22 protein-coding genes are annotated in these 24503 nt (G+C 44.4%); 9 read left to right on the forward strand and 13 right to left on the reverse strand.

What is annotated here, in order from left to right; all coding sequences use genetic code 11:
- Nucleotides 1–2: 2 nt before the first annotated feature.
- Nucleotides 3–548 (forward strand): LPS export ABC transporter periplasmic protein LptC, encoded by a 546-nt coding sequence (gene lptC, locus J0M30_03440; GenBank protein MBN8666530.1) that lies wholly within the window; start codon nucleotides 3–5, stop codon nucleotides 546–548.
- A gap of 634 nt (nucleotides 549–1182) precedes the next feature.
- On the forward strand, nucleotides 1183–2181 hold the full coding sequence (locus J0M30_03445; protein MBN8666531.1) for an NAD(P)-dependent oxidoreductase: 999 nt from the start codon (nucleotides 1183–1185) through the stop codon (nucleotides 2179–2181).
- Nucleotides 2182–2325: 144 nt separating this feature from the next.
- Here the strand turns inward: J0M30_03445 and lysS are convergent, their stop codons facing one another.
- The gene (gene lysS, locus J0M30_03450) at nucleotides 2326–3840 is read right to left on the reverse strand and encodes a lysine--tRNA ligase (protein ID MBN8666532.1); all 1515 of its coding nucleotides are present in this window, start codon (nucleotides 3838–3840) and stop codon (nucleotides 2326–2328) included.
- A gap of 136 nt (nucleotides 3841–3976) precedes the next feature.
- On the opposite strand from lysS, the gene J0M30_03455 reads away from it, so the two are divergent.
- Nucleotides 3977–4714 carry a DUF4197 domain-containing protein gene (locus J0M30_03455; GenBank protein MBN8666533.1) on the forward strand — a complete coding sequence of 246 codons (738 nt, stop codon included), beginning with the start codon at nucleotides 3977–3979 and terminating at the stop codon, nucleotides 4712–4714.
- Nucleotides 4715–4784: 70 nt separating this feature from the next.
- On the opposite strand, the gene J0M30_03460 is transcribed toward J0M30_03455, so the two are convergent.
- From J0M30_03460 to J0M30_03470, 3 genes are all read right to left on the reverse strand, one after another.
- Nucleotides 4785–5660, reverse strand: coding sequence for a flavin reductase family protein (locus tag J0M30_03460; GenBank protein ID MBN8666534.1), 876 nt, complete (start codon nucleotides 5658–5660; stop codon nucleotides 4785–4787).
- 48 nt (nucleotides 5661–5708) lie between these two features.
- Complete coding sequence (locus J0M30_03465) at nucleotides 5709–6095, reverse strand: GxxExxY protein (protein ID MBN8666535.1); 387 nt, start codon at nucleotides 6093–6095, stop codon at nucleotides 5709–5711.
- A 68-nt stretch (nucleotides 6096–6163) separates the two neighbouring features.
- Entirely contained in the window at nucleotides 6164–7168 is a 1005-nt protein-coding gene (locus tag J0M30_03470; protein ID MBN8666536.1) for a fumarylacetoacetate hydrolase family protein, read from the reverse strand.
- 255 nt (nucleotides 7169–7423) lie between these two features.
- Here J0M30_03470 and J0M30_03475 point away from each other — a divergent pair, with 255 nt between their 5' ends.
- The gene (locus J0M30_03475) at nucleotides 7424–8095 is read left to right on the forward strand and encodes a sterol desaturase family protein (protein ID MBN8666537.1); all 672 of its coding nucleotides are present in this window, start codon (nucleotides 7424–7426) and stop codon (nucleotides 8093–8095) included.
- A 46-nt stretch (nucleotides 8096–8141) separates the two neighbouring features.
- On the opposite strand, the gene J0M30_03480 is transcribed toward J0M30_03475, so the two are convergent.
- Nucleotides 8142–8906, reverse strand: a complete 765-nt coding sequence (locus J0M30_03480) for a TIGR02757 family protein (protein ID MBN8666538.1) — start codon at nucleotides 8904–8906, stop codon at nucleotides 8142–8144.
- A gap of 187 nt (nucleotides 8907–9093) precedes the next feature.
- Entirely contained in the window at nucleotides 9094–10233 is a 1140-nt protein-coding gene (locus tag J0M30_03485; protein MBN8666539.1) for a cystathionine gamma-synthase, read from the reverse strand.
- Nucleotides 10234–10543: 310 nt separating this feature from the next.
- Here J0M30_03485 and J0M30_03490 point away from each other — a divergent pair, with 310 nt between their 5' ends.
- Nucleotides 10544–10981 (forward strand): hypothetical protein, encoded by a 438-nt coding sequence (locus tag J0M30_03490; GenBank protein ID MBN8666540.1) that lies wholly within the window; start codon nucleotides 10544–10546, stop codon nucleotides 10979–10981.
- A 60-nt stretch (nucleotides 10982–11041) separates the two neighbouring features.
- Here J0M30_03490 and asnB read toward each other — a convergent pair whose 3' ends face one another.
- The 4 genes from asnB to J0M30_03510 form a co-directional block, all read right to left on the reverse strand.
- Nucleotides 11042–12886 (reverse strand): asparagine synthase (glutamine-hydrolyzing), encoded by a 1845-nt coding sequence (gene asnB, locus J0M30_03495; GenBank protein MBN8666541.1) that lies wholly within the window; start codon nucleotides 12884–12886, stop codon nucleotides 11042–11044.
- A gap of 112 nt (nucleotides 12887–12998) precedes the next feature.
- A complete protein-coding gene (locus J0M30_03500) occupies nucleotides 12999–13628 on the reverse strand; it encodes a DUF2911 domain-containing protein (protein ID MBN8666542.1) in 630 nt (209 codons plus the stop codon).
- A 9-nt stretch (nucleotides 13629–13637) separates the two neighbouring features.
- The gene (locus J0M30_03505; protein ID MBN8666543.1) at nucleotides 13638–14204 is read right to left on the reverse strand and encodes a DUF2911 domain-containing protein; all 567 of its coding nucleotides are present in this window, start codon (nucleotides 14202–14204) and stop codon (nucleotides 13638–13640) included.
- An 86-nt stretch (nucleotides 14205–14290) separates the two neighbouring features.
- Nucleotides 14291–14884 carry a DUF479 domain-containing protein gene (locus tag J0M30_03510; GenBank protein MBN8666544.1) on the reverse strand — a complete coding sequence of 198 codons (594 nt, stop codon included), beginning with the start codon at nucleotides 14882–14884 and terminating at the stop codon, nucleotides 14291–14293.
- 430 nt (nucleotides 14885–15314) lie between these two features.
- Here J0M30_03510 and J0M30_03515 point away from each other — a divergent pair, with 430 nt between their 5' ends.
- Nucleotides 15315–15758: a hypothetical protein gene (locus J0M30_03515; GenBank protein ID MBN8666545.1), complete on the forward strand. Its 444-nt coding sequence runs from the start codon at nucleotides 15315–15317 to the stop codon at nucleotides 15756–15758.
- Nucleotides 15759–16031: 273 nt separating this feature from the next.
- Here the strand turns inward: J0M30_03515 and J0M30_03520 are convergent, their stop codons facing one another.
- The 3 genes from J0M30_03520 to J0M30_03530 all read right to left on the reverse strand — a co-directional run bounded on the left by J0M30_03520 (nucleotide 16032) and on the right by J0M30_03530 (nucleotide 19162).
- The gene (locus J0M30_03520; GenBank protein ID MBN8666546.1) at nucleotides 16032–17006 is read right to left on the reverse strand and encodes a deoxyhypusine synthase family protein; all 975 of its coding nucleotides are present in this window, start codon (nucleotides 17004–17006) and stop codon (nucleotides 16032–16034) included.
- Nucleotides 17007–17183: 177 nt separating this feature from the next.
- On the reverse strand, nucleotides 17184–17603 hold the full coding sequence (locus J0M30_03525; GenBank protein MBN8666547.1) for a hypothetical protein: 420 nt from the start codon (nucleotides 17601–17603) through the stop codon (nucleotides 17184–17186).
- A gap of 35 nt (nucleotides 17604–17638) precedes the next feature.
- Nucleotides 17639–19162 carry a M28 family peptidase gene (locus tag J0M30_03530; GenBank protein ID MBN8666548.1) on the reverse strand — a complete coding sequence of 508 codons (1524 nt, stop codon included), beginning with the start codon at nucleotides 19160–19162 and terminating at the stop codon, nucleotides 17639–17641.
- 551 nt (nucleotides 19163–19713) lie between these two features.
- Between J0M30_03530 and J0M30_03535 the strand changes: the two genes are divergently transcribed.
- The 3 genes from J0M30_03535 (at nucleotide 19714) to J0M30_03545 (ending at nucleotide 24361) form a co-directional block, all read left to right on the forward strand.
- Nucleotides 19714–20424 (forward strand): hypothetical protein, encoded by a 711-nt coding sequence (locus J0M30_03535; protein ID MBN8666549.1) that lies wholly within the window; start codon nucleotides 19714–19716, stop codon nucleotides 20422–20424.
- A gap of 397 nt (nucleotides 20425–20821) precedes the next feature.
- A complete protein-coding gene (locus tag J0M30_03540; protein MBN8666550.1) occupies nucleotides 20822–21817 on the forward strand; it encodes an ATP-binding protein in 996 nt (331 codons plus the stop codon).
- A gap of 3 nt (nucleotides 21818–21820) precedes the next feature.
- Nucleotides 21821–24361, forward strand: a complete 2541-nt coding sequence (locus J0M30_03545) for a S8 family peptidase (protein ID MBN8666551.1) — start codon at nucleotides 21821–21823, stop codon at nucleotides 24359–24361.
- The last annotated feature ends 142 nt before the right edge of the window (nucleotides 24362–24503 follow it).

Below are 24503 nucleotides of genomic sequence, written 5' to 3' on the forward strand. Positions count from 1 at the left end.
GCATGACCCGGGTCAGCCATCGAATTTGGGCCCTGGGGTTGGCTGTTTTTTTCCTTGTCTCCTGCGAAAATGATGAAAAACAGGTAGCCGATCTCACCGGTCGGGTGGTGATGGTGGAAGAAGGAAAAGACATTACCAGTTACCTCAGCCAGAAAGGCGTGATGAAAGCCAAACTGGTTGCTCCCCTGCTGTATCGCTACCAGGCCGATACCATTTACTCCGAGTTCCCCGACTCCCTGCACGTTGATTTTTACGATGACAGTACACGGATTGAAACCCAGCTAAATGCTCTTTACGGGAAGTATATAGAAACATACAACCGCATTTACCTGCGCGATAGCGTAGTCGTCTTTAATGTGGAAGGTGATACCTTAAGATGCCCCGAAATGTGGTGGGATCAATCCAAAGCGCTGTTTTATAATGATACCACCTGGCGGCTCGACTCCAGAAATGGTACACACCTGAAGGGGACAGGAGGTTTTGAAGCTTCTCAAGACCTGAAACGAATCACATTCAAAAACCCGAGAGGGGTATTTCCGGGGCAATAGTTTATTCACCGCAGAGAACAAGAGTTTGGATGACAGATGACTGATGACGGAAGACTGAGTCAGGGTCCCGAAGCATCGGGAGGAATTCGGGAGTCCCGCCATATTACTTCTGTCATCTGTCAACAGTCATCTGTCATCCAAACTCTTGTTCTCTGCGGTGAAACATGTTATCATAGGGGAGGCCTATAAAACGAGAAACCCGCCGGGGCTCTAATCCGACGGGTCTCAATTTTTTAGGAATCAGTACACATTAACCTAGATGTTTTTCAGGACGGATTTCCTAAACGGTTTTTCACAAGGATAAAGAACTAACGGGACTGTATAGAAACTAAAACTAAAAGACTAAAAAAAGAAAGTTGATTGATACGGATTTTACGGTTGGTTTTAGTTGGATATTGGATTAAGAACTTTGGACTTTTCGGATTTGGATATTGGATGTTACCTCTGCCGACCAATCAACTTCTGGAACAAATGTAGCTTTCACATTTCTTTTGCAATAGAGCAAAACCGCTTCATTTGTATAGGACTTTTTGAGCGTTGTTTTCGTAAATCTACGATTCAGGAAATACGGTTTTGGGGTGTTGGATGACGGATGTTGGATGTTGGATGTTGGAGGACAGATGACAGATGACGGATGACGGAGGGTGGCTTTGCGAGACCAGAGGTCTCGCAAAGCCACCCTCCGCACTCCGACTACCCTCCAACATCCAACATCCATCATCCAACATCCCCCTCCGTCATCTGTCATCCAAAACCCGTCATCCAAACTCCAACATCCCCCTCCCTTTCCTCTATCTTTGCCCAAAACCAGACTATGTTTCAAGGAAAAACTGCTTTAATCACCGGGGCCTCCAGGGGTATTGGAAAGGCCATGGCTTTAAAACTGGCGGCTTCGGGAGCTAATATTGTCATTGTTGCCAAGTCAGTAGAAGAGAACCCCAAATTGGGGGGCACTATTTTTTCGGCAGCGGAGGAGATAGAGAAAGCTGGCGGAAAGGCCCTCGCGGTTCAGTGCGATATCCGGTTTGAAGATCAGATCCAAGAGGCTGTAGATAAGGCGGTGGCTCAATTTGGTGTGATTGATATCCTGATCAATAACGCCAGTGCGATCAGCCTGACCCCCACCGAAAAAACCGACCCCAAGCGGTTTGACCTGATGCATGATATCAATGTCCGGGGTACATTCATGATGACCCGGGCCTGTATTCCCCACCTCAGGAAGTCCACCAACCCCCATATTCTTACCCTTTCCCCTCCCATTAACCTGCGACCAAGATGGCTGGGTGGACATATAGCCTATACCATGAGCAAATACAATATGAGTTTGATGACCATGGGTTGGGCCGAAGAATTTAAGGAGTTCCGGATCGCGGCCAATGCCCTCTGGCCTCGCACTACCATCGACACGGCTGCCGTAAGAAACCTGTTAGGAGGTGAAATGCTGGCGAATATGAGCCGTACGGTCGACATCCTGGCCGATGCAGCAGCCATCATACTTGGCCGGTCATCTGCTGATTGTACGGGTCATTGCTATATTGATGAGGAAGTGCTGGCAGAAGAAGGAATCACTGACCTTGAAAAATACAGCGTTGTACCCGGGGCGGAGTTGTACAGGGATTTATTTGTGGATTAGGTATCGCCGCAGAGAACAAGAGAGGGGATGTTGGATGACGGATGACAGATGACGGAGTCGGAAGTCTAGCCCTTTTACTTTCGTCATCTGTCATCCGTCATCTGTCATCCAACATCCCCTCTATTTTCCCCCGGGTAAATTCTACTATTCTTTATTTTCAGGTCTCATCATGGGGAACAACAGCACATCCTGAATCGAAGGCTGGTTCAACATCAGCATGCAAAGCCTGTCGACCCCAAAACCAATGCCTGATGTTGGTGGCATACCATATTCCAGGGCCCGCAGGAAATCATGGTCAATGAACATGGCCTCGTCATCTCCCCGTTCCATCAGTTTGGTTTGTTCCTCAAAGCGTTCGCGTTGATCAAGCGGGTCATTCAATTCACTATAGGCGTTGGCGATCTCTTTTCCATTTACCATTAATTCAAAGCGTTCCACCAAACCCGGTGTATCACGGTGTTTTTTGGTCAGCGGACTCATTTCAACCGGGTAATCCGTGATAAAAGTGGGTTGGATATAGTGGTGTTCGCATTTTTCGCTGAATATTTCATCGATCATCTTGCCCTTGCCCATTGTTTTATCAACGGAAATATGGAGTTGTTTACAGATGCTGCGAATCTGTTCTTCGTTCATCCGGCTGATATCAAAACCGGTATGTTCTTCAATGGCTTTGAACATACTGATCCTTTTGAAAGGGGCTTTGAAATCGATCTCTTTTCCATCCACCATCACTTTGGTGGTTCCATTTACCGCGATGGCCACCCGCTCCAGCATTTTTTCGGTAGTTTCCATCATCCAGATATAATCTTTATAGGCCACATAAAATTCCAGGATGGTGAATTCCGGGTTATGGGTGCGATCCATTCCTTCATTGCGAAAGTTGCGACTGAATTCATACACCCAATCAAATCCCGCGACGATCAGGCGCTTGAGATAAAGCTCATTCGCGATACGGAGGTACATGGGAATATCGAGGGCATTATGATGCGTGATAAAGGGGCGTGCGGCCGCACCACCCGGGATACTTTGTAAAACCGGAGTATCCACTTCCAGTGCGCCTTGTTCATTCAGAAATTCCCGAATGGCATTCACTAGCTTTGTTCGTTTGATAAATACCTCTTTCAGGGAGGGGTTGATGATCAGGTCGGCATAGCGCTGACGGTATTTGAATTCGGGGTCGGTGACCGCGTCAAAGGTCTGACCCTCGGCTTCTTTCACTATCGGTAAGGGCTTTAATGCCTTGGCGAGCATGGTCAGTTCCTGGGCGTGGATCGATATCTCCCCTGTTTTTGTACGAAATACATATCCTTTGATCCCGATGATATCGCCGATATCGGTACATTTCTTCCAGACAATATCATAAAGTGATTTATCCTCGCCCGGACAGATATCGTCCCGGCGGATATAGACCTGTATCCGGCTATGGCTGTCCTGGATAACGGCAAAATTGGCTTTTCCCATATCCCGGATACTCATCACACGGCCTGCAACGCAAACCTGAGAAAACTCGTCTTTCTTCTCGTCGGTAAATTGCTCTTTTATGTCGGCTGAATTCGTGTTAACAGGGTATAAAGCAGCGGGATAGGGCTCGATGCCCATGCCCAGGAGATCGCCCAGTTTTTCCCGGCGTATCTGTTCTTGTTCGGAGAGTTGGTTCATAAGGGGGCAAAATTAGATATTCTTGAATTAAATAAAGGCTAAAAGCTATTGGCTATGCGCTCCTGGCTACCTGCTTTGACTATAATTTGATATTTTTACTAAGGATCATTAACCTAAACAAGTAAATTCCAACTCAATGAAATCGTACCAACTTAAGTTTCCGTTTGCCTTTCTCCTTGCCTTTTCCCTGTTATCATCCGGATGTGCATCCAGCCAGTCTATCCTTGACCGGGCCAAGAAGGCCGCGGGTATCGGCGGAGGCGGAGTCACCGAGTCTGAAGCAGGTGGTGGGATCAAAGAAGCCCTGAACCAGGGTGTATCGACAGCCGTCAATTTTCTGAATAAGAAGGATGGTTTCTTTGGTAATGAACTCTACAAAGTATTGCTCCCCCCCGAGGCCCAAAAAATGGAGAAGACCTTGCGCGGGCTTGGACTGAATAAAATGGTGGATGATGCCATTCTCCAGATCAACCGAGGCGCTGAAGATGCTGTTGGGTTTGCCACCCCCATTTTTGTCAATGCCATCAAGCAAATGACCGTTACCGATGCCTTGAAACTGGTGAGCAGCAGCAGCAAATCTTCGATCACCGATTATTTTAAAGAGAAAACCTCGGTACAATTAAAAGCGGCTTTCCAACCTGTTATTGACACCTCCCTGCAAAAGACCAATGCCACCAAGTATTATGGTGATGTGGTGACTAAATACAATAGCCTGCCGACCACGATGAAAAAGATGAACCCCGATCTGGCGGGTTATGTGGCTGACAAAGCCATTGCTGCCCTGTTTGATCGCATTGCGGTAGAGGAAAAAAATATCCGGGAAAATCCGGCTGCCCGCACTACAGAATTATTGAAAAAGGTATTTGGGAAATAAATTAACTACAGAGACACAGAGAAAATTAGCTAATTGCTAAATAACTTTTCTCTGTGTCTCTGTGATTAAACTATAATAAGAGTACCTGCCAGGCTTTATCCACCTTCCCCTCCGCTAATAGTTTCCTTGCATGCTGATGCAGTTCTTTCTCCATTTCTTCTGGATTGAGACTGTAATACTGAACGATATGTCTTACATGCTCGTCATCAAACCCCGGATCAGGATCGGGAAATGCATGCACATTTGCCAACTGCCCCAGGTCATTTCCGGTAAGTATAGTGCTCAGACGAATGTTCTCCGGAAGGGCATCTACTCCTATACCCAGTTGGGTATTGGGTTTCTCTACTTCAAAAAGATTGCTTTCATCCACCTTGCAATACCAGTTTCCGCCTAAGCGGGCTACCTGGTGAATCTTTCGCTGATCGAGTTTTTTATTTTCATCCAACAATTCATCAGCTATGTGAATGGCGATCACCTCACAAATAACAAGATTGCCTGCTCCCCCTTCTTTACCCAGTGCCTTTATCTCCGTTACCTTACACTCTAATTTGGCCTTACTTTCTTTGACCATGGGCGGGCTGACAAATTGTGCCTTTTCCTCGGTAAACCCTGCTTTGATGAATTCGTTGGTGCCGGCGGGGTATTCGCAACTGGCAAGGGATTGTTGTTGCACCATGTCATAGTCCACCATATTGATCACCACCTCGGGTACTTCGAGTACATTCTCGAGGGTATGTTTGATGGAATTATCACGTACCCGTCGAGCCGGGGAGAACACGACAATAGGGGGATTGGAAGAGAATAAATTAAAAAAACTAAAGGGACTGAGGTTAACCTCGCCTTTTTTATTGATGGTAGAGGCAAAACATATAGGGCGTGGCGCAACAATGTGCTGGAGGTAGTATTGCTTTTCAGCGGGTTTTATTTCGGGGAGGTGTATGATCATTTGTTTTACTTAACCGCAGAGAACGAGAGAACGCGGAGTTACGCAGAGTTAAAATTTATAAACAATTCTATGAAAACCGTCTTTCATTAATGATACATTAAAATTTATTAGATATCCTAATTTCCTTTTACTTAGTTTTAAATAGGTTATTAGCTGGGCTTTATGGATAGGGTGCAACTGATCCACCGATTTTATTTCTAAAATAACACCATCATCAACTATCATATCCATTACAAACACTTTTCCTAAATTAATGCCTTTGTAAGATGCTTCTATAGGCACCTGAGTCATTACTTCGTATTCCCTATCTTCTAACTCTTTTTTTAGTGCAATCGTATAGGCTGACTCTAAGAGTCCCGGGCCTAATTCTTTGTGTACGGCAATACAAGAATCGAGAATTTCGGCACCAATGCCATTTAATTCATCATTATTCATAAGGTAGGTTTAATAGATAACTAATCTCTGCGTAACTCTGCGTTCTCCTGTTCTCTGCGGTAAAAAATCTATTTTTTTCCTGCAAGTATACTCCATTCCGTTTCTTCGGCAACGATCTGGTTTGTGAGTTTTCCGAGCCCTGTAATGGTCATTTCCACGATGTCGCCGGGCTGTAACCACTGCTCCTTATAATTCGGATCATTGAGTTTTCCTGTTCCATTCAGTTCAAGAAAACAACCTGTTCCCACAGTGCCACTTCCGATCACATCGCCCGGGTAAAGATCCACGCCATAGGAAGCGCGTTCGATGATCTCCGCAAATGTCCAATCCATATCAGCCACATTTCCTTCACTTACCTGTACTCCATTGACGGAGCAGGTCATTTTCAGGTTCCAGTTATCTCCCACATGATTTTCTTTGGCAGGAACTAAAAATTCATCCAATTCATCCAGGGTCACCAACCAGGGGCCGATGACGGTAGAGAAATCTTTTCCTTTTGCCGGACCAAGATTGAGTTTCATCTCTTCCATCTGCAGGGTACGCGCACTCATATCATTCATGATCATCAACCCGCCAATATATTCCCGGGCATCGGCGGCGCGGATATTACGGCCATGTTTACAAATAACGATCGCACATTCCAGTTCAAAATCGAGTTTTTGAAAATGGTCAGGCATACACACTACTTCCCCTGGACCCTGAATGCTATGATGGTTGGTAAAATAAAAGATGGGGTATTGGTCAAATTCCGGGATCATGTCCACGCTCCGGTTGCGACGGGCAGCGGCCACATGTTGCCGAAAAGCATACCCATCCCTGCAGGATGTGGGCGTTGGTACTGGTGCCAACAGATTGAGGTTGCTCAAGGGGATACCCTTATTGGTCATTCGCTGGCCCTCCCGTATCAGGAGTTCTGCTGCCTGTGCCATGGGGAAACTATCTTCCCAGTAGTTGAGAAACAAACCCATGCTATTGGGAAGGTCGGGATGAAGCACATCCATATCATACACTTTATCATCTATCAGTACACCTAAATGGTCGTGTCCGTCTTGGAGGTAGGAAAGGAGTTTCATGTCGGCAAAGCTAACTGGAATTTTGGATTCAGAGCCGGTGAGGGGGGGGTGGATGATGGATGATGGATGTTGGATGTCGGATGTTGGATGACAGATGACGGATGACAGGGTCCGGAGTCGGAAGTCAGCCATTCTACCTCGGTCATCTGTCATCCGACATCCGACATCCAACATCCAACATCCGACATCCAACCTCCCCTTCCCACTGGTGAATCCTCAATTTGACGTATTTTCGCCTAAGAAATAGCCATTTTTATGCATTTCGAAAAGATCCACAATAAAGGCCAGGCGCGTCTGTTTAAGAATGACTTTCTGGAGGCGCTTACCAAGGCCAACCCGCTGGTGATATGGGGTATGTACATCCCTATTCTTACTTATATTATTTATCTCGCGGCCACCCGCTATGGATATTCAACCGCCACCATCCTGCTGACCTTTTTTGGTGGTGTACTCTTCTGGTCCTTTTTTGAGTATCTCGCTCACCGTTTTATTTTCCATTGGATACCGAAGACACCTGGTGCCACTAAGTTTGTTTATACCCTGCATGGCAATCACCATCACTATCCCCGTGACCGGCAACGTTTGTTCATGCCCCCCGTTCCCAGTATCATCATTTCCTCTACCATATTTGGCATCATGTACCTGATCATGGGTTCCTGGGCCTTTATGTTCTTTCCCGGTTTTCTTTTTGGCTACCTGATGTATGGCACCATGCACTATGCGATCCATGCATGGAACCCTCCTTTTAAATGGATGAAACCCCTATGGAGAAACCACCACCTGCATCATTATAAAAATGAACACCAGGGATTTGGGGTGAGTTCTACTATCTGGGACCATGTGTTTGGGACAATGTTCAATCTGAAGCAGGAGAAAGAGGATAAAGAGAAGGTGCAGGAGCTGATGTTTGAGAAGAAAGTACCATGATTACATGGATTATTTACCGCTAAGGCGAATTGGCAGTTAAACACCGTTACCTATCCCCCAAAACTCCCAATCCAAACAACGCAAAGTCATACTTTACCGGATCGGTTTTATCAAAGCTTCTTAACTTCTCCGTCAGTTCTAAAGCAGCCAGCCAGTCGGTTTGTTTTCTTTTTAATAATCCCATCTGACGCGCAACGCGCGCAACATGAAGATCGATCGGGCAAATGAGTTGTGCCGGACTGATTCTTTGCCATAAACCGAAATCGACTCCCATCTTATCTTTTCTCACCATCCAACGCAGGTACATGTTCAATCGTTTACAGGTAGAACCTTTTGACGGTGCCGCGATGTGTTTACGCGTGCGCGCCGGGGCATCTTCCAGTGAAAAGAAGTGCTGATAAAATGCATCCAGTCCTTTCTCGATCGTAGGTTCGTTATTTAACAAAGCTGGTTGAAAGGCATCTTCGAGAGAGGAGTAGTGGGTATAATGATGGTGAAGAAAGGCAACAAAGTAGAGCAGGTCGGTGGCATTGAAGGTGCGGTGCTTGAAATCCAACAGGGACCGCAGGTCATTTTCGGAATGGTGCAGGATGAATGCATGGGGTTGGTTACCCATTTTGTCCATTAATTCATTGGCTTTCGCGATGATCGTGGTGCGATTACCCCAGGCAAAGATGGCAGCGAATAGCCCGGCGATCTCAATGTCCTGCTTTTTAGAAAACCGATGGGGTACACTTATCGGGTCGGTGGGGATAAAGGAGGGTTGGTTGAAGTGGAGGTATTGTTTGTCGAGGAAGGTCTTTGGTGTCATCTGTGTGGTTTAACCCGGGGAGGATGTTTGATTTTGGATGGCAGATGACAGGTGACAGATGACGGATGACTGAGTCAGGGTCCCGAAGCATCGGGAGGAATTCCGGAGTCCCGCCATATTACTTCTGTCATCTGTCAACAGTCATCTGTCATCCTGAATCCAAACTCTTGTTCTCTGCGGTAAATGGCTATCCAATCGCTTTACGTAGATCTTCAATCAAATCCTCGGCATCTTCAATCCCCACACTCAACCTGATCAAGCCATCATTCAATCCATTCTTGATCCTTTCTTCTCTAGGTATGGAGGCATGGGTCATGGAGGCGGGGTGGTTGATCAGTGATTCAACCCCACCCAGGCTTTCCGCCAGTGAGAAGAGGTGGGTAGAGGAAAGAACCCGTTTGGCCTCCTCCACGCTTTGGTTTTTGAGCTCAAAGGAGATCATACCGCCAAAATCACTCATTTGTTTTTTGGCAATGGCATGTTGGGGATGGTCTTCAAAACCGGGCCAATATACTTTGGCGACGGCCGGGTGCTGGCGCAGAAAATGGGCGATGGCGCGTCCATTTTCGCAGTGGGCCTTCATGCGTACACCCAGGGTCTTGATGCCGCGCAGGACGAGAAAACAATCCATGGGGCCAGGTACAGCGCCACAGCTTTTTTGAATAAAATATAATTTTTCACGAAGCGCGGGGTCATTCATCACCAGGGCACCCTGAATTACATCGCTATGGCCACTCAGGTACTTGGTAGCGGAATGCATCACAATATCTGCTCCCAGGTCGAGTGGGTTTTGCAAACAGGGCGAGGCAAACGTATTATCTACGCAAAGAAGGGCACCGGCTTTTTTGGCGATAGAAGCGATGGCAGCGATATCCGATACATTCATCAACGGGTTGGTGGGTGTTTCCAGCCAGATGAGTTTTGTTTTTGGTGAAATGGCGGCAGCTACATTATTACTGTTGGTGGTATCGGTATAGATAAATTTGAGCCCAAATTTTTCAAACACCTTGGTAAAGAGTCGGTAGGTTCCGCCATACATATCATTTCCACAAACCACTTCATCGCCGGGTTCCAGGAGTTTGATCACCGCATCGGTGGCGGCTACCCCACTGCTAAAGGCCAAACCAAATTTGCCATTTTCTATTTCCGCCAGGGCTTTCTCCAGCGCTGTTCGCGTAGGGTTCTGGCTACGGGCGTACTCATAGCCTTTATGGGTGGCCGGGGCTTCCTGTACGTAGGTGGAAGTTTGGTATATCGGGGTCATGATGGCCCCGGTAGAGGGGTCGGGTTCCATGCCAGCGTGAATAAAGCGGGTGTTCTTTTTCATGTGGCAAATTTATGAGATTTAAGGCTCACCGAAGAGAAGATGATTCACCGCAGAGAACAAGAGAACGCCACTCATCCCTGACTATAACTCTTTAACACCTACTTAACGCTCGCCTGTGAAATGGAAAACTCATGTTTCACACATCATATTATTCCTTTCAACATCAAAAATGAGGTCTTTGGTCACTATTAAGATTTATTTCATGTTGAAACGCAATAATTCAAATTGCCAATCATCGCTATTTCTCTTTTAATGCCCTGGGCCCGGAACTATCTTGCTTGAAATTTATTTTTCACGTAAACGATAAACCATGAAAAAGTTACTTGTTGCGGTTGCCTGCTCGCTGGTCCTCTCGGTCGCCTTTGCCGCCGATACAGCAGTGAATGAAAAAGTGTTAAAAACATTCAAAGAGACCTTTGCCGATGTAAAAAATGAGGAGTGGTTCCAGGATGGGGATCAATACACGGTACGGTTTGTACGAAACGAGATCGATACCCGTATCACTTACGATGAGGAAGCAAATATCCTTTCTACCATACGGTACTATAAAGGCAAACACCTGCCCGCGATGATCCTGGGGAAACTCAACCGGAAGTATGCCGATAAATGGGTGTTCGGGGTGACCGAAACAAGTAATGAAGAAGGTACCCAGTACCATATTACCCTGGAGGATAAGGAAAACTGGATGGTGGTGGTGTCGGATAGTAATGGGTCTATGCGGGTGGAGAAGAAATTCAAAAAAGCGTAGGGTGGTTGAAGGATGACGGATGTCATCTGACATCAGTCATCTGTCATCCGAAATCCAACCTCAATACAAAAAACCAGCCGCAAGGTATCTCCAATCATACGCCTCAGCCGCATAAGCACTATGCGGTTGGGGTTTTTCTTTTAGTACGGATTCATTCAGTATCTCTTCGTTTACCAGTTTTTGTTTGGATTGTTGAATAAGGGCCTGAACAGCGGGTAATGCCATCCATTTTTTTTGCGGGGGTTCAAAGCCGACCTTATCAGTGCGCCAGGTAATGGAAGAAGGCAGGCGATCTTTCATGGCATCGCGGAGCAACCATTTGGTATAGCCATTCCGGATCTTCAGGTTACCGGGGAGGGTAAAGAGAAACTCCACAAGGTGGTGGTCGAGATAGGGTAACCGCACTTCCACACCATGGGCCATGCTGTTTCGGTCGGCGTAGCGGAGTAGTTCCTCCAGTCCATGTATGGTGGTATTATAATATAAGGCATCGTTGAGCGTGGAAATAGCGGGTTTGCCCAGGTAGGCATCCCGGCTTTGTTGGCGGGTAAAACCCGGGTTAAGGGCAGGATTTTTTACGGCTTTTAATAAATACTGTTGCTCCAATACCACGGATGCCAGATCGGGGAAAAGAGCAGCTATGATATTTTTAAAACGAAAGGGTTCAGTATTGCCGAGGGCCCGGGCTGCTTTTAGTTCCCCGCTTACCAGCAGTTTCCGATGACGGAACAGTTCCTGCCAATACCATTTATAGTATTTGCTATACCCAGCCAGCACTTCATCCGCACCCTGGCCATCCAGTAAAACCGAAACCCCATTTTGGCGTGCCGAGGCATAAACAACATATTGTGCCAGGTTACTGGCACTGCCAAAAGGTTCATCCAAATGCCGGGATACTTTTTCAATGAGAGCAGCGATCGAATCCTCTCCAAAAGACGATTTGGTATTGGGCCAGTCAAAATGGGCACAGACCTCATCAATAAAGGGCGCTTCGTTCTTTTCAAATCCCGGAAAGACCGCCGAAAAGGATTGAAACTTTTTTGACGATTGAGTTTGGGCTGACAGAAGCGCAATGATGGAAGAGCTGTCCAATCCCCCGCTCAGACTGGTACCAACAGCTACATCACTCCGCAACCGGAGCCGGACAGCTGTATTTAACAGATCGATAAACTGTTCACCGGCCTCCTGTGGTGAGATATTTGCCAGGGGGTCCTGAATCTCCAATTGCCAATATTGTTCAATATGCAATTGACCTGTTGCAGGCGTATAAGTCAGGTAGTGCGCGGCGGGCAACTTGCGGACCGATTCAAAAAAAGTTTCTTCGGGTTTGGTGGGATTGTCTACATATCCAATAGTGAGGTAATTGAATAAAAGCCGACGATTGACCTTTTTATCCATGCCTGCGGCCCAAAAGGCTTTGATTTCACTGGCAAAGAGGAATTCATCCGTTGTATGAATAAAGAAAAATGGTTTTTCACCAAAGCGGTCACGTGCGGCGAATAGGCGCTGATCTTTTTCATCCCAAAGCGCAAAGGCAAACATGCCGTTGAAATGATCGAGGCAATCTTCTCCAAAATGATCAAATGCCGCAGCGATCACTTCGGTATCTGTACCCGTGTGAAAGACATATCCCTTCTTTTTTAACTCCTCTCTTAATTCTATGTAATTATAAATTTCGCCGTTGTGGGTGATATAGTATCGGTCAAGACAAAGTATCGGTTGTTGTCCTGCATCGGAGAGATCGAGGATGGAGAGGCGGCGGTGACCAAGTCCGATATTTCCTTTGTTATTTATCCAGTGTCCTTCGCCGTTGGGTCCGCGATGGGCGAGAGATTGGGTCATCGACTTAAGCCGGTCGTGGGAGACAGGTGAAGAGGGGGAGAGTATGCCTGCTATACCACACATTGGACCAGGATTTTGAAATTTAGGGATTAGCGGGATTGGGATTTTGATTTCCTGTAACGAGTGCGCTATTTCCTGGCGCACTATCGCGTCATTGCGCCTTTGCGGTGATTTTTTAGAACTCTATCGGCAGTTTAGCCATTACCGTATCCCACGCCATCACCAAACTTGCCCCCTTATCCCGATCCAGGAAGGTCATGGTGAAATATTCAACAGGCCCTTTGGTTGATTCCACGGGTATCTTGAAATGTTGAATATCCTTAGTGCTGTCAAAATGCAAACCCCAACTAAACAAATGCGAGTTGAGTACAATATTCCATTCTTTCGGTTCGGGGATACAATAGATCACATATCGACCGGCACTAACAGGCTTTCCCTGGATGGTGACGTTTTTAAAGAATTCGATCTCGGTGGCTTCATTTGCCCCTAAACGCCAGGGCTGACCGTATTTCTGCAGGTTGCCAAAGATATCCCGGCCTTTTTTCTGCGGGCGGCTATACATGACCCGCATGGTGGGTGGCGCACTGGTTTCTCCACTCATCTTTAGTTTAGGATATTCAATGGGGTAGTAAATGATATCCATGGGTGATTGGTCGATCAGTCCATTGGGATTGGCGGCTACCTGGGGTACCTGCGCCGGTTTATCTGCATTGTCCGTTCCGGCAGGAACAGGTTTGTTGTTGCAGGCAGTAAATCCCAGTATCCCTACCAGGAGCAGAACGTTGGCAGAACGAAGAAGATTCATGCTTGAAAATTACATAGAAATCGGCAGAGATACCATTACATCATCCCAGGCGATATTCATTTGACATCCGGTTGTTGTTTTTTCGAATGACATGGAGAAAAATTCAACGGCTTCAGTCAGTTTTTTTACGGGTAAATCCATCCGCACTACATCTTTTTTGCTATCGTATTTAAAAGCACCCCAGGTATCGGTGTCCTTATTGACAATGACGGTCCATTGATTTTCGTAAGGGATGGCGTAAAGGGTATAGCGTCCTTTGGGAACTTTTTTTCCATTGATCCGGGTATCCTTGTAAAATTCCACTTCGGTGGCTTCATTGGCTCCGAGGCGCCAGAGTTTGCCATATTCAAGCAATTCACCGAACACTTTACGTCCATTTCGTTGGGGCCGGCTGTAAATGGCCCGGGCCATGAGGGCATCCTTGGTCTTGTTCTGGATCTTGAGCACGGGGTAGTTGTCGGGGTAGTAGCACATGTCCATGGGCGACTTATCGGTTTCCGGGACGTTGGCTGTTTGGGCATTTAACCACAAGAAACCAAATGAACAAAGGGCAAATAGAATAGACTTTCTTATCATAATTACTTATTCATTATTGGCAAATTTAACCACAGAGGCGCAGAGACACAGAGAATTTGAATTGAGCTGACTCCGTACCTTGGTATTTATATATTCAGATTCTTATATTCTTCCTCCGCAAATGACAAGAGTTCCGGGAAAAAGGTTGTATAGCAGTTTTTTAGGTAGTCATAATGTGTTGTAAAAGCCTGAAAGGCCGTATTACTTTCATTTATATATGTAGCCCTACGGGCAAGGCCTGCAAAGCTGTTCCCGATTCCCCAGGGGTGCTTATAATTATATAGCCAGTTCTGCTCCCGCATATAGGGGAAGAAATGTCCAAAGGGCTCAGGCAGGTGTAAACGATTGATATCCAAATGCTCATACACCTGTTGGGAAAATTCCATCAGGTGCCCGTCATGCGGAAAGACCTGTGTATCAAGGGCTAAGAAATGATCATATACCACATCCACAAAGGCGCCGCTGTAAAGCCGGTAGGCAGGCCGAAAGATCTCTTTGGCCTCTTTGGTGGCGGGGTGCTGGTCGGTAAACTGGTCTATGGCCCGATGTAGGGCGATACCTTTCTGGATATCAATGGGATAGGTGAATTTTTGTTTGCCTTTGACAAAATCACTGATCATATTGCCCACGAGAATACCGGGGTGAGAGAAGGAGAGGTAGGCGTGAGCGAGGTAGTTCATTTTTAATTATCTGAAGTGGGGTTTGTTGTTGGATGTTGGATGTTGGATGACAGATGACCGATGACAGATGACGGGGTCGGAAGTCCGAAGTCAAGCCCTTTTACCTCAGTCCTTTGCCATCCAACATCTAACATCCAACATCCAACATCCTTCCTCGGTCATCCAACATCCACCCTCCAACCCTCCATTATAAAAACTTTCACAAATACCCACAAAGTAGTACTCCCATGACCAATGGTCTTTAAATCGGGCGAATGGTTTTTAAAAAGGATGCATTGTTAACCAAAGTTAGTGAAAGCCAATGGCCTTTAACATCCATGCCCTTTGGTCACTATTTGCTTGACTTGGGCTGTAACATAAGTCATCTTTGTAGCGTCAAACATAGCAAACAGACAAAAAATAGAATAACCAACTCATAAAAAAAAGTAAGATGAAAAAGACAATCCTCGCACTGGTGTTAATGTTTACAATGGGAATTTCCAGCGTATTTGCCGGAGAAGAAGCCGTTTCTCCCCAGGTCCTCACCGCTTTTAAAAGCGAATTTGCCAGTGCCAAAGAAGTGAACTGGACCGTGTCCTCACGTTATTACAAAGCCGCTTTCAGCCTGAATGGTCAGCGTATTTACGCTTATTATTCTCTCGAAGGACAATACCTTGGTATGAGCCGTAACCTCACTACCCAGCAATTGCCTCTTCACCTGATGAGCACAATTCAAAAAACTTTTTCCAACGATCATTGGGTAACTGATCTTTTTGAATTGAGCAACGAAGAAGGTAACAACTACTACCTCACTTTGGAGAGCGCAGATTTTATCACTGTACTGAAATCGAATGGTGACAATTGGACAGTGTACGAAAAGAAAAGAAAATCTTAAGTATAAGCAGTTTTTGGTGTGTGGTTATGAGGCCCCGGCTTGCGTCGGGGTTTCTTTTTTTCTTATTTCTCGCGGCGGCCGCTGAACTCCATTCGATAATAGTAAGGCCGTAGCGGCCGTTTGATACTTTGCGGCCGCCGCGTGAAACAAATTAAACCTTCAGCAAACCAAACAGTCCAAAAACTCGTATAGGAATAATAACCAGCCCTAATCCCTACCTTTCAGCATAAAGTAAAATCCCCCCGCAACAGCGAGGGGATTTTTTATTTCATTTTACCAGCCTAATATCCAGGCGAATATGAGGGGGGCTACAATGGTAGCGTCACTTTCGATGATGAACTTGGGGGTGTTGATATCCAATTTGCCCCATGTGATCTTTTCGTTGGGCACGGCCCCGGAGTAGGAGCCAAAGGAGGTGGTGGAATCGCTGATCTGACAGAAATAACTCCAGAAAGGCACATCATGCCATTCCAGGTCCTGGTACATCATGGGTACCACACAAATGGGGAAGTCGCCGGCAATGCCCCCTCCGATCTGGAAGAAACCTACGCCTTTGCCTCCGGAGTTCTGGCGGTACCAGTCAGCCAGCCAAACCATGTATTCAATACCGCTTTTTACCGTACTGGCTTTCAATTCACCCTTTATGACATAACTGGCGAAGATATTGCCAGTGGTGCTGTCCTCCCATCCGGGTACCACGATGGGGATGTTCTTTTCCGCGGCTGCCACGATCCAGCTATCCTTGGGGTCGATCTCGTAGTATTGTTTCAGGTCGCCGCTCAGGACGGTCTTGTATAAAAACTCATGCGGGAAAAAACGTTCGCCCTTGGCTTCCGCGTCTTTCCATTGCTGGAATAAGTGCTTTTGCAGCCGGCGAAAGGCTTCTTCCTCGGGGATACAGGTATCGGTGACCCGGTTATAATGATTTTCCAACAGGTCCCATTCGTCCTGGGGGGTAAGGTCGCGGTAATTGGGTACGCGTTTGTAGTGCGAGTGGGCCACCAGGTTCATTACATCTTCTTCAAGGTTGGCACCGGTACAGCTAATGATATCTACTTTTCCCTGCCGGATCATTTCGGCCAGGGAGATACCCAGTTCGGCGGTGCTCATGGCTCCGGCGAGGGTCACCATCATTTTACCGCCTTCGAGCAAGTGCTGTTCGTAGCCTTTTGCCGCGTCCATCAGGGCGGCGGCGTTGAAGTGGCGGTAGTGGTGTTGAATAAAGTTAGAAACAGGTCCTTTTTGCATGGCGCGAAATTAGTGATTTTTTATGGTGGAGATTGGGGGTTGGTTGTTGGATGACGGATGACGGATGACAGATGACTGAGTCATAGTCCCGAAGCATCTGAAGGAAGTCGGGGGTCAGAAGACCGAAGTCCGGCTCTCTTTCCTCGGTCATCTGTCATCTGTCATCCGTCATCCAACCTAGGACAAATGCAAATCCTTCCGAATGATCTCCGCCTCGCGGGCCGGCTTCATTGCCAGTAATAAAATAGAAAGCACCAGCATCTTCAATCCATTATCCCGCAGAATAAATTCGCTTTTATCCATCACTACATCCGCCACCCAGAAAATTCCGAGTACGATGACACCCAGCCAAAGCCGGCGCATGGGTTTTCGGTTAGATGTGGTGCCGATGACAATGAGGATAATGCCGGTGACGAGGTACATGGCCAGTGATATATTGTCCAGTCCTTCCGACATAAAATAGAAGAGTATGCCACCGGCAAGAATAGAAGCACCGGAAAAGACCAGGGCGGACCTGGTCTTTTCCAGTCTTTTTTGTAAACCTTTTACCTCTTTTTCCCGGTAAACATCTGAATAGTCCTTTGATTCATTTTTCATAAGCAAGGAAACAGGTGATCCAATGATGTTGCGCCTTATTTGTTCAGGGGTATATCCCTTTTGAGCATTTCATCGCGGTTGGCCATTTCCCAGGCAGTGAAAAATACCAGGCGTGCTCTTTTTTCCATCAACGGGTAATTGATCTTGTCGGGGGTATCGCCAGGCTGGTGATAATCCTTGTGCACTCCGTTGAAATAGAAAATGATGGGGATTCCTTTTTCCGCAAAATTGTAATGATCGCTGCGGTAATAGAAGCGGTTGGGATCTTTGGGATCATTGTATTTGCGGTCGAGCGTAAGTTTGGTATAGGTTTTATTGACCATATCCGTGATCGGCGTAAGGTCGCTGCTTAACTTATCATCACCAATGATATATACGTAGTTGGCGGAATCGTTTACTTTCTGATATTCCGATCCAACACGGCCTATCATGTCAATATTCAGGTTAACGGTTGTTTTTTCCAGCGGATAAATGGGGTTATCAGCATAGTGAGCGGAACCCCACAGGCCATGTTCTTCCCCACTAACGGTCATGAACAGGATGCTCCGGCGAGGGCCTTTTCCTTCCGCTTTGGCTTTGGCAAAGGCTTCGGCCATTTCAATGACGCTTACAGTACCACTTCCATCGTCATCCGCGCCGTAGTAGATATTGCCATTGCGCATGCCCACGTGGTCGTAGTGTGCGGTCACTATCACCCATTCGTCTTTTTTATCGGTGCCTTCCACTACACCCAGGATATTCGCGGCAGAGCCGGTGGTGGTGGTTTTGGCATAACCCAGGTTCACATTCGCTTTGTATATTTTGGCGGAGGGGACATTTGTCTTGGCATTTGTCAGGATCTTTTCTCCATCCGGTCCCATCAGCGCGGCCGCTACGGTCTCCGATACTGTGAAAACAGGAGGCATCACCGAAGCCGAATACCCTCTGATATTCCAGCCAGCCTGGCCGGCACCTGCGCGGCGTGGGAAGTTTCCGCCCACGATGATCACCGCGGCAGCGGCTTTCTTTTGGGCGCTCATGGTTTTGCCAAACCAGCTGGCGGGGGAGCGCATGCCTTGTTGGGCGGGTTTGTATCCTTCCGGTGTACCATCCAGTACTACCACCAGTTTGCCTGTTACATCCAGGTCTTTATAATCATTGCGTTGCTCATCCACGATACCATAGCCGGCAAACACAAATTCAGAGAAGGCCATGCCCATGGTATAGTTTGAACTTTGGGCCATATAATCTTTCAGTGATTCAAAGCTCATTCCGTTTACAACCAGTTGGCTGGAGAGCACCGAATCACGAAACAGTGGATAATACTGGCGATAGCCCCCGTTATTGCCGGGGAGCAGACCAAAGTTTTTAAAATTCGTTTCGATATAATCACCCGCTTTTTCCAGGCCTGGGGATGGGGTATCCCGTCCTTCGTTTTCGGCACTGGCCACGATAAAGAGACGGGTTTTCAGGTCTTCGGCCGTGATCGTCTTAGCGTATTTCTCGGCTGTTTTGTTCTTTTTCTGGGCCATGGCCATAACGGGCAAGGCAAGGATGGCAAGCAAGAGGAGTTTCTTCATTTAATTATGTTTGTTGTCAGGGATTGGCAAAAATAAAGCTTTTCCCGTCCCCCTTGGTGCCCTTTCTTCGTGTCCTTTGTGCCTCCTTTGTGCCCTTCGTGTCCTCCTACGCCAGAGCTGCGTAGGAGGACACGAAGGGCACAAAGGAGGCACGAAGGACACAAAGGGAGCATCCCGGATTCTTAAGAAGTGCCGCGGAAATGGAAGCCAGTACGCTATCTCCCAAAAAGTAAAGAAAGTGCGGGATTAAGTAGAATCACTTAGGCGGGATTTTTTGTGGTATTCTGGAATATTTCTATTTTCAGGGGAACCTTATCCGATTCCTACCAAAGGACCACTTTCCCTGGAAGACTTCACTACCGATTTTTAGGCACTTGATATTTATTTAAAGTGAATATAGTATACCATTTTCTATGTCTATTTCCAATGCAAATTCCGATTGCTGCAATAGGAAATTCAAAATGGAGTATAGAAAAGCATTGAGGATGAAGAGGATTTGATTTTTATTAATTTCAGATAATAGCATAAATTAAGGCGTTGGTAGCTATTTTATGAGAAACTACATTACAATAATTTCACTTGTTTTTTTAGCGTTCTCTTGTAGGCAAACCGGGCACGTTGACAAAAAATATAGCTGGACTGAACAAGAAATAAAACAGTATTTCATTGACAGCATTGCAATGGGTAATGGCAATTATGATAATCCAGACTCACTTAACAAGTTTCAATATTTTATAAAAACTATTTACGACAACTCAAAATCAATTAACTATTGGGACGAGTTTATTTATGCATTAGACGAGCCTTATATTGACACAACAAAAATTGATATCCATAGACATTGGCTTAGACTAACTGTAAAGCCAACTTTTAGCAACCCGTACTGCATAACAATTGAAAAAATAAAAAACACTACCAAAGCAACTTTTAAAATGACAAATGGAAAAGGCGGATATTTTACAGGCTATTTAATTCTTACAAATTTTTCGTATTTCAAAGACACACTTTATAATTCGTACATAACAAAACTTGACAAAATAAATTTTTGGGGAATTAAAGGCAGAGATTCAACTTGTCACTCCGTTTTTGATGGAACTTCACTCTCATTTGAAGCAATTGAAAAAGGAAAATATAATGCTGTTTATAGACACAGTCCTTGGAATTGTTCAAGTATGGAATCACAAGGACTTGTAAATATTTTTGAAGATTTATATCGTATAACAGACATTGAAAAATTTCTAAAACTTTATAATGACGAGTGAGAAAAACAGCTACCAACTTTGGGTTTTATGCAAGTTGGGCATGATCAGCAAACATCAGCTAATTGCAAATCCAAACTGTGGTTCGGGCTGGACAAACAGCTTTCAACTTTAGGTCTTAAATTCAGCTTTATATTTTCAATCAGCAGCGATTGTCGGCATACGGATTACTAATTCCCAACCTGCATAAAGCCCTGCTCGTTATGTGCAACCCTATTGGCGACAGTCTTTCAACTACAAGCCAAAAAAATCTATCCCCTCAATTTTGGACAAATTTCAAATTGCTAAAACCCCCAAACCTGGAATAAGTTGTTACAATTCAATAAATTGCTAAAAGTCAAAGTGTTTTATTATTTTGCATGGTAATTGTACTCATTCACATATATATCCAAATAAACAAATGAATCAAGACTTAATGATAAGACTATTCCGCTCTATTGAAGGAGATAAGGAAGATGATGTTGTCAAAGTCGCATCACTTATCATCGAGGACGAGAAGAAAAAAGGTCATGAAAAACTTGCTGAAAAGCTAAAGTACATTCTTGAAAAAAATATAAGCACAAGTCAAAATATTAGAGGCGAATTACGAAAAATGCTCCCGAGTGGTGTCGTTATTCCAACTGACAAGCGAAATAATTTCCCTCTTGCAATTACAATTCCTCGTGATGAACTTAGACACGAAATGGTTTTGCCAATTGAAACTGAAGATAAGATAAGAAGAATAGAAAAGGAATTTGCAGCAAAAGAAAGGCTTGCGCATCACGGATTACACTATAGACAGAAAATATTAATCTATGGGGCTCCTGGTTGCGGCAAAAGCATGAGTGCTGAAAGAATTGCTTGGAATTTAGGGTTACCTTTCTTGAAAGTTCGCTTTGATGTTATAATCTCCTCTTTTCTTGGAGAAACTGCAAGCAATTTGACACGATTATTTGAAGGAATTAAAAATTTTCCGTGTGTTTTACTATTCGATGAATTTGACATTGTCGGAAAAACCAGAACAAACTCTCAAGATGTTGGAGAGATGCATAGAATTGTAAATATCCTCTTGACTTTATTGGAAGAATATAATTCTCAAGGAGTATTAATTGCAACAACAAATATTGAAACTGCACTCGACCAAGCACTATTCAGAAGGTTTGATGATATTATAGAAATGCCCAAGCCCAGCAAAGATGAAATACTGCGTTTAACAAAGAAGACGCTTTCCTCGATTGAAAAATCAAAAGAAATCGACTGGGACTCGATTGTTGAAAAACTTGTTGGGTTCAGCTCTGCACTAGTAGTAAAGGTCGCCAATGATGCAGCAAAAAATGCTGTTATAGGAAATGAGAAAATTTTACAACAATCTCATTTTGAAAAATCATTGAACGAAAATATTCTTTACTTAAAATAATTTATGGCAGATTTTCCTCATTTAAAATTACCCTTCAAAGTAGAAGGAAGGGCTAAGCCATTTAAAGGCGGTGGCCAAAGAAATCCCCAAGCCGAGGCAATGACCAATGCTAATAAGGCAAACAGACAAAATCATGGCCAGTATTTAGGAAATTCTGCTGCAACTTTAGTTGATAAATGGAACGAAATCAAAGAAGGCATGAAAGCGGAAGGAATTACATTGCCAAACGAAAATGACATACCTGTTTTTCTAAAAATAGATACGGATGTCTTCAATATTGATTCACTTACTAATTGGGGCATAGAAATAATATCAGAGGAAAAGGAAGGATATATAATAGGTGCTTCGGTCGATGGACTTAACTCGTTTCAAGAAAAAATCGGTCAGTTTATTGCACAAGAAGGAAGGTATAAAGATACTGCGGCAAAAATTTGGGAATTAGTAACAGATGAAAGTTGGAGAGTTGGTGAATTATTAAAAGGTGAACTGGGAAGAATTTGGCAGGAACTGGATGAAGAAGTTGTTTACACAGTTCAGCTCGGTGTGTCTTGCTATATCCCAAATAAAAAAGAGTATCCTGTTAGAGATAATTTTGATTCAGAAGTTAGATTCCAAGAAAAAGTTGAAGATTTTAAAATACATCAAACAAACTTATTAATTGCAAGAGATGAAAAACAAATAAAACGAGAAGATGAAATAGAAGGTTACATAAATATCTATGGTGGTGAATTACATGCTATTTGGGACAATCAAGTTGATGCCGTTTACTTCAAAATATCCATTAGTGGAAAAGGGCTGAAGGATTTAGTGCAGACTTACCAATACCTTTATGAAGTTAAACTGAATTCTAAATTTAATTTAGAACATGATAATATCAACTTACCAGATAATTATGAATTAGAAGTAGAAGCTCCTGAGAATACCGTAGCAAAAGTATGTGTAATAGATAGCGGTATTCAAGAAAATCATAGACTTATTCAACCTGCGATAGATTCTATCAACTCCCGTTCTTATGTTGATGGTAGCCCCTCAACTGCGGACTACGTCCGTCAAAGTGGACACGGAACAAAGGTTGCAGGTGCGATTCTTTATCCATTTTCTATTCCCAAAAATGGGCAGATTAAATTAGAGAGTATTATTCAAAATGCGAGAATACTTGACAATAATAACCGTATTGTTACAAGTAGATTTGAACCAAAACTAATGGAACAAATCATTTCAGATTACCCAGATACAAGAATTTTTAATCTCTCTGTTGCGGAAGATTCGGCTTATATCGGAACTCACATGCCATCATTGGCTGCATCTTTAGATAAACTAATCCACGAAAAAGATATACTCTTTATTATTGCTGCGGGTAATCTTTATCTAAGTTCTGCAGATGCAACAAATCTCGGTATCACTGAACATTTAGCGGCAGGTAAAAACTATCCAACATACTTAAATGAACCAGAATCCAAAGTCGCAAATCCTGGTGTAAGTTATTTTGGTATAACCGTTGGTTCTATAGCGAAAGAAAACTTCGAAGATGCCGATTACAAAGCATTAGCAGGAACAAATTATATCTCCCCATTTTCAAGAACAGGTCTTGGAATGTGGGGGTGTATGAAACCTGATGTGGTTGAATTTGGAGGGGATTTAATAAAAAATAAGCTATCAGTTGAGCTCATTACAAAAGAATTGACATCTCCTGAATTGGTGAATTCAACTTTGTACGGTGCTAGCTCGGTTGGCAAAGACTCATATGGAACATCTTTCAGCACTCCAAAAGTGAGCTATATAGCTTCAAAACTACAAACAGAACACCCTACTGAAACGGCTCAAATGTATCGAGCTTTAATCATACAAAGTGCAAGATTGCCAGAACACTGCTTTCACAATCCAACACTTAACGATTTTAGATACTATGGATATGGCGTTCCAGATATTAATCGAGCATTAAATAATTCTCAAACAAGAATTACATTTATTCAAGACAGTAAAGTTGGGCCCAAAAAGGCAGACATTTATCGTTTGAAAATTCCTGAAGAATTACGAGGGGAAGGTAAAGAGTTCCGGATTTTAGTTGAAGTAACTCTAACTTTTACTGCGAAAACCCGATTAACACGTAAAGGCTCTCACTCATACTTATCTAATTGGCTTGAATGGCAGTCATCAAAATACAACGAAAGTTTTAATAGTTTCCGAAACAGAACAATTGAATATTTGGAAACTGATGAAGATGTGATTGAGGCCGGTGCAATTGACGAAGGAGTTAATTCAATTAAATGGATAATAAGGGAGAATCCTGCGTGGACAAATAATGAAATTAATCGAAATAATTCTACAGCCCAAAAAAGCTGGACATTAATAGAACCACAACAATTTGCAGAAGAATTTAGTATTGCAGTCATTGGTCATTTTGGTTGGGACAAAAATCTCGAAAATGAAACCAATTATGCTTTATGTGTCTCATTTGAGTTGTTAGACGCCCAAATGAACATTTACAATATTATGGCAGAGGCACAAGTTGAAATTGAACCTGAACAAGAAATAGAATTATAACTTTTTAGAACACAACACCATCTCCTAAATTTAATTACGATAAGGAGCTGCACATAACAAGGGTGTTGCCAAAATGCAGGCTGACGGATGCCGTGTTTCATCTTTCTGTTCATTGTGCATCTGCATATCCAGCTCGACCTTA

It is taken from the genome of Chitinophagales bacterium, assembly GCA_017303415.1.
GTDB lineage: Bacteria > Bacteroidota > Bacteroidia > Chitinophagales > Chitinophagaceae > SpSt-398.

Coding starts and splice junctions, on each gene's coding strand:
- lptC (MBN8666530.1), top strand. CDS start 3: ATGACCCGGGTCAGCCATCGAATTTGGGCCCTGGGGTTGGCTGTTTTT.
- J0M30_03445 (MBN8666531.1), top strand. CDS start 1,183: ATGACGGAGGGTGGCTTTGCGAGACCAGAGGTCTCGCAAAGCCACCCT.
- lysS (MBN8666532.1), bottom strand. CDS start 3,840: ATGAACCAACTCTCCGAACAAGAACAGATACGCCGGGAAAAACTGGGC.
- J0M30_03455 (MBN8666533.1), top strand. CDS start 3,977: ATGAAATCGTACCAACTTAAGTTTCCGTTTGCCTTTCTCCTTGCCTTT.
- J0M30_03460 (MBN8666534.1), bottom strand. CDS start 5,660: ATGATCATACACCTCCCCGAAATAAAACCCGCTGAAAAGCAATACTAC.
- J0M30_03465 (MBN8666535.1), bottom strand. CDS start 6,095: ATGAATAATGATGAATTAAATGGCATTGGTGCCGAAATTCTCGATTCT.
- J0M30_03470 (MBN8666536.1), bottom strand. CDS start 7,168: ATGAAACTCCTTTCCTACCTCCAAGACGGACACGACCATTTAGGTGTA.
- J0M30_03475 (MBN8666537.1), top strand. CDS start 7,424: ATGCATTTCGAAAAGATCCACAATAAAGGCCAGGCGCGTCTGTTTAAG.
- J0M30_03480 (MBN8666538.1), bottom strand. CDS start 8,906: ATGACACCAAAGACCTTCCTCGACAAACAATACCTCCACTTCAACCAA.
- J0M30_03485 (MBN8666539.1), bottom strand. CDS start 10,233: ATGAAAAAGAACACCCGCTTTATTCACGCTGGCATGGAACCCGACCCC.
- J0M30_03490 (MBN8666540.1), top strand. CDS start 10,544: ATGAAAAAGTTACTTGTTGCGGTTGCCTGCTCGCTGGTCCTCTCGGTC.
- asnB (MBN8666541.1), bottom strand. CDS start 12,886: ATGTGTGGTATAGCAGGCATACTCTCCCCCTCTTCACCTGTCTCCCAC.
- J0M30_03500 (MBN8666542.1), bottom strand. CDS start 13,628: ATGAATCTTCTTCGTTCTGCCAACGTTCTGCTCCTGGTAGGGATACTG.
- J0M30_03505 (MBN8666543.1), bottom strand. CDS start 14,204: ATGATAAGAAAGTCTATTCTATTTGCCCTTTGTTCATTTGGTTTCTTG.
- J0M30_03510 (MBN8666544.1), bottom strand. CDS start 14,884: ATGAACTACCTCGCTCACGCCTACCTCTCCTTCTCTCACCCCGGTATT.
- J0M30_03515 (MBN8666545.1), top strand. CDS start 15,315: ATGAAAAAGACAATCCTCGCACTGGTGTTAATGTTTACAATGGGAATT.
- J0M30_03520 (MBN8666546.1), bottom strand. CDS start 17,006: ATGCAAAAAGGACCTGTTTCTAACTTTATTCAACACCACTACCGCCAC.
- J0M30_03525 (MBN8666547.1), bottom strand. CDS start 17,603: ATGAAAAATGAATCAAAGGACTATTCAGATGTTTACCGGGAAAAAGAG.
- J0M30_03530 (MBN8666548.1), bottom strand. CDS start 19,162: ATGAAGAAACTCCTCTTGCTTGCCATCCTTGCCTTGCCCGTTATGGCC.
- J0M30_03535 (MBN8666549.1), top strand. CDS start 19,714: ATGAGAAACTACATTACAATAATTTCACTTGTTTTTTTAGCGTTCTCT.
- J0M30_03540 (MBN8666550.1), top strand. CDS start 20,822: ATGAATCAAGACTTAATGATAAGACTATTCCGCTCTATTGAAGGAGAT.
- J0M30_03545 (MBN8666551.1), top strand. CDS start 21,821: ATGGCAGATTTTCCTCATTTAAAATTACCCTTCAAAGTAGAAGGAAGG.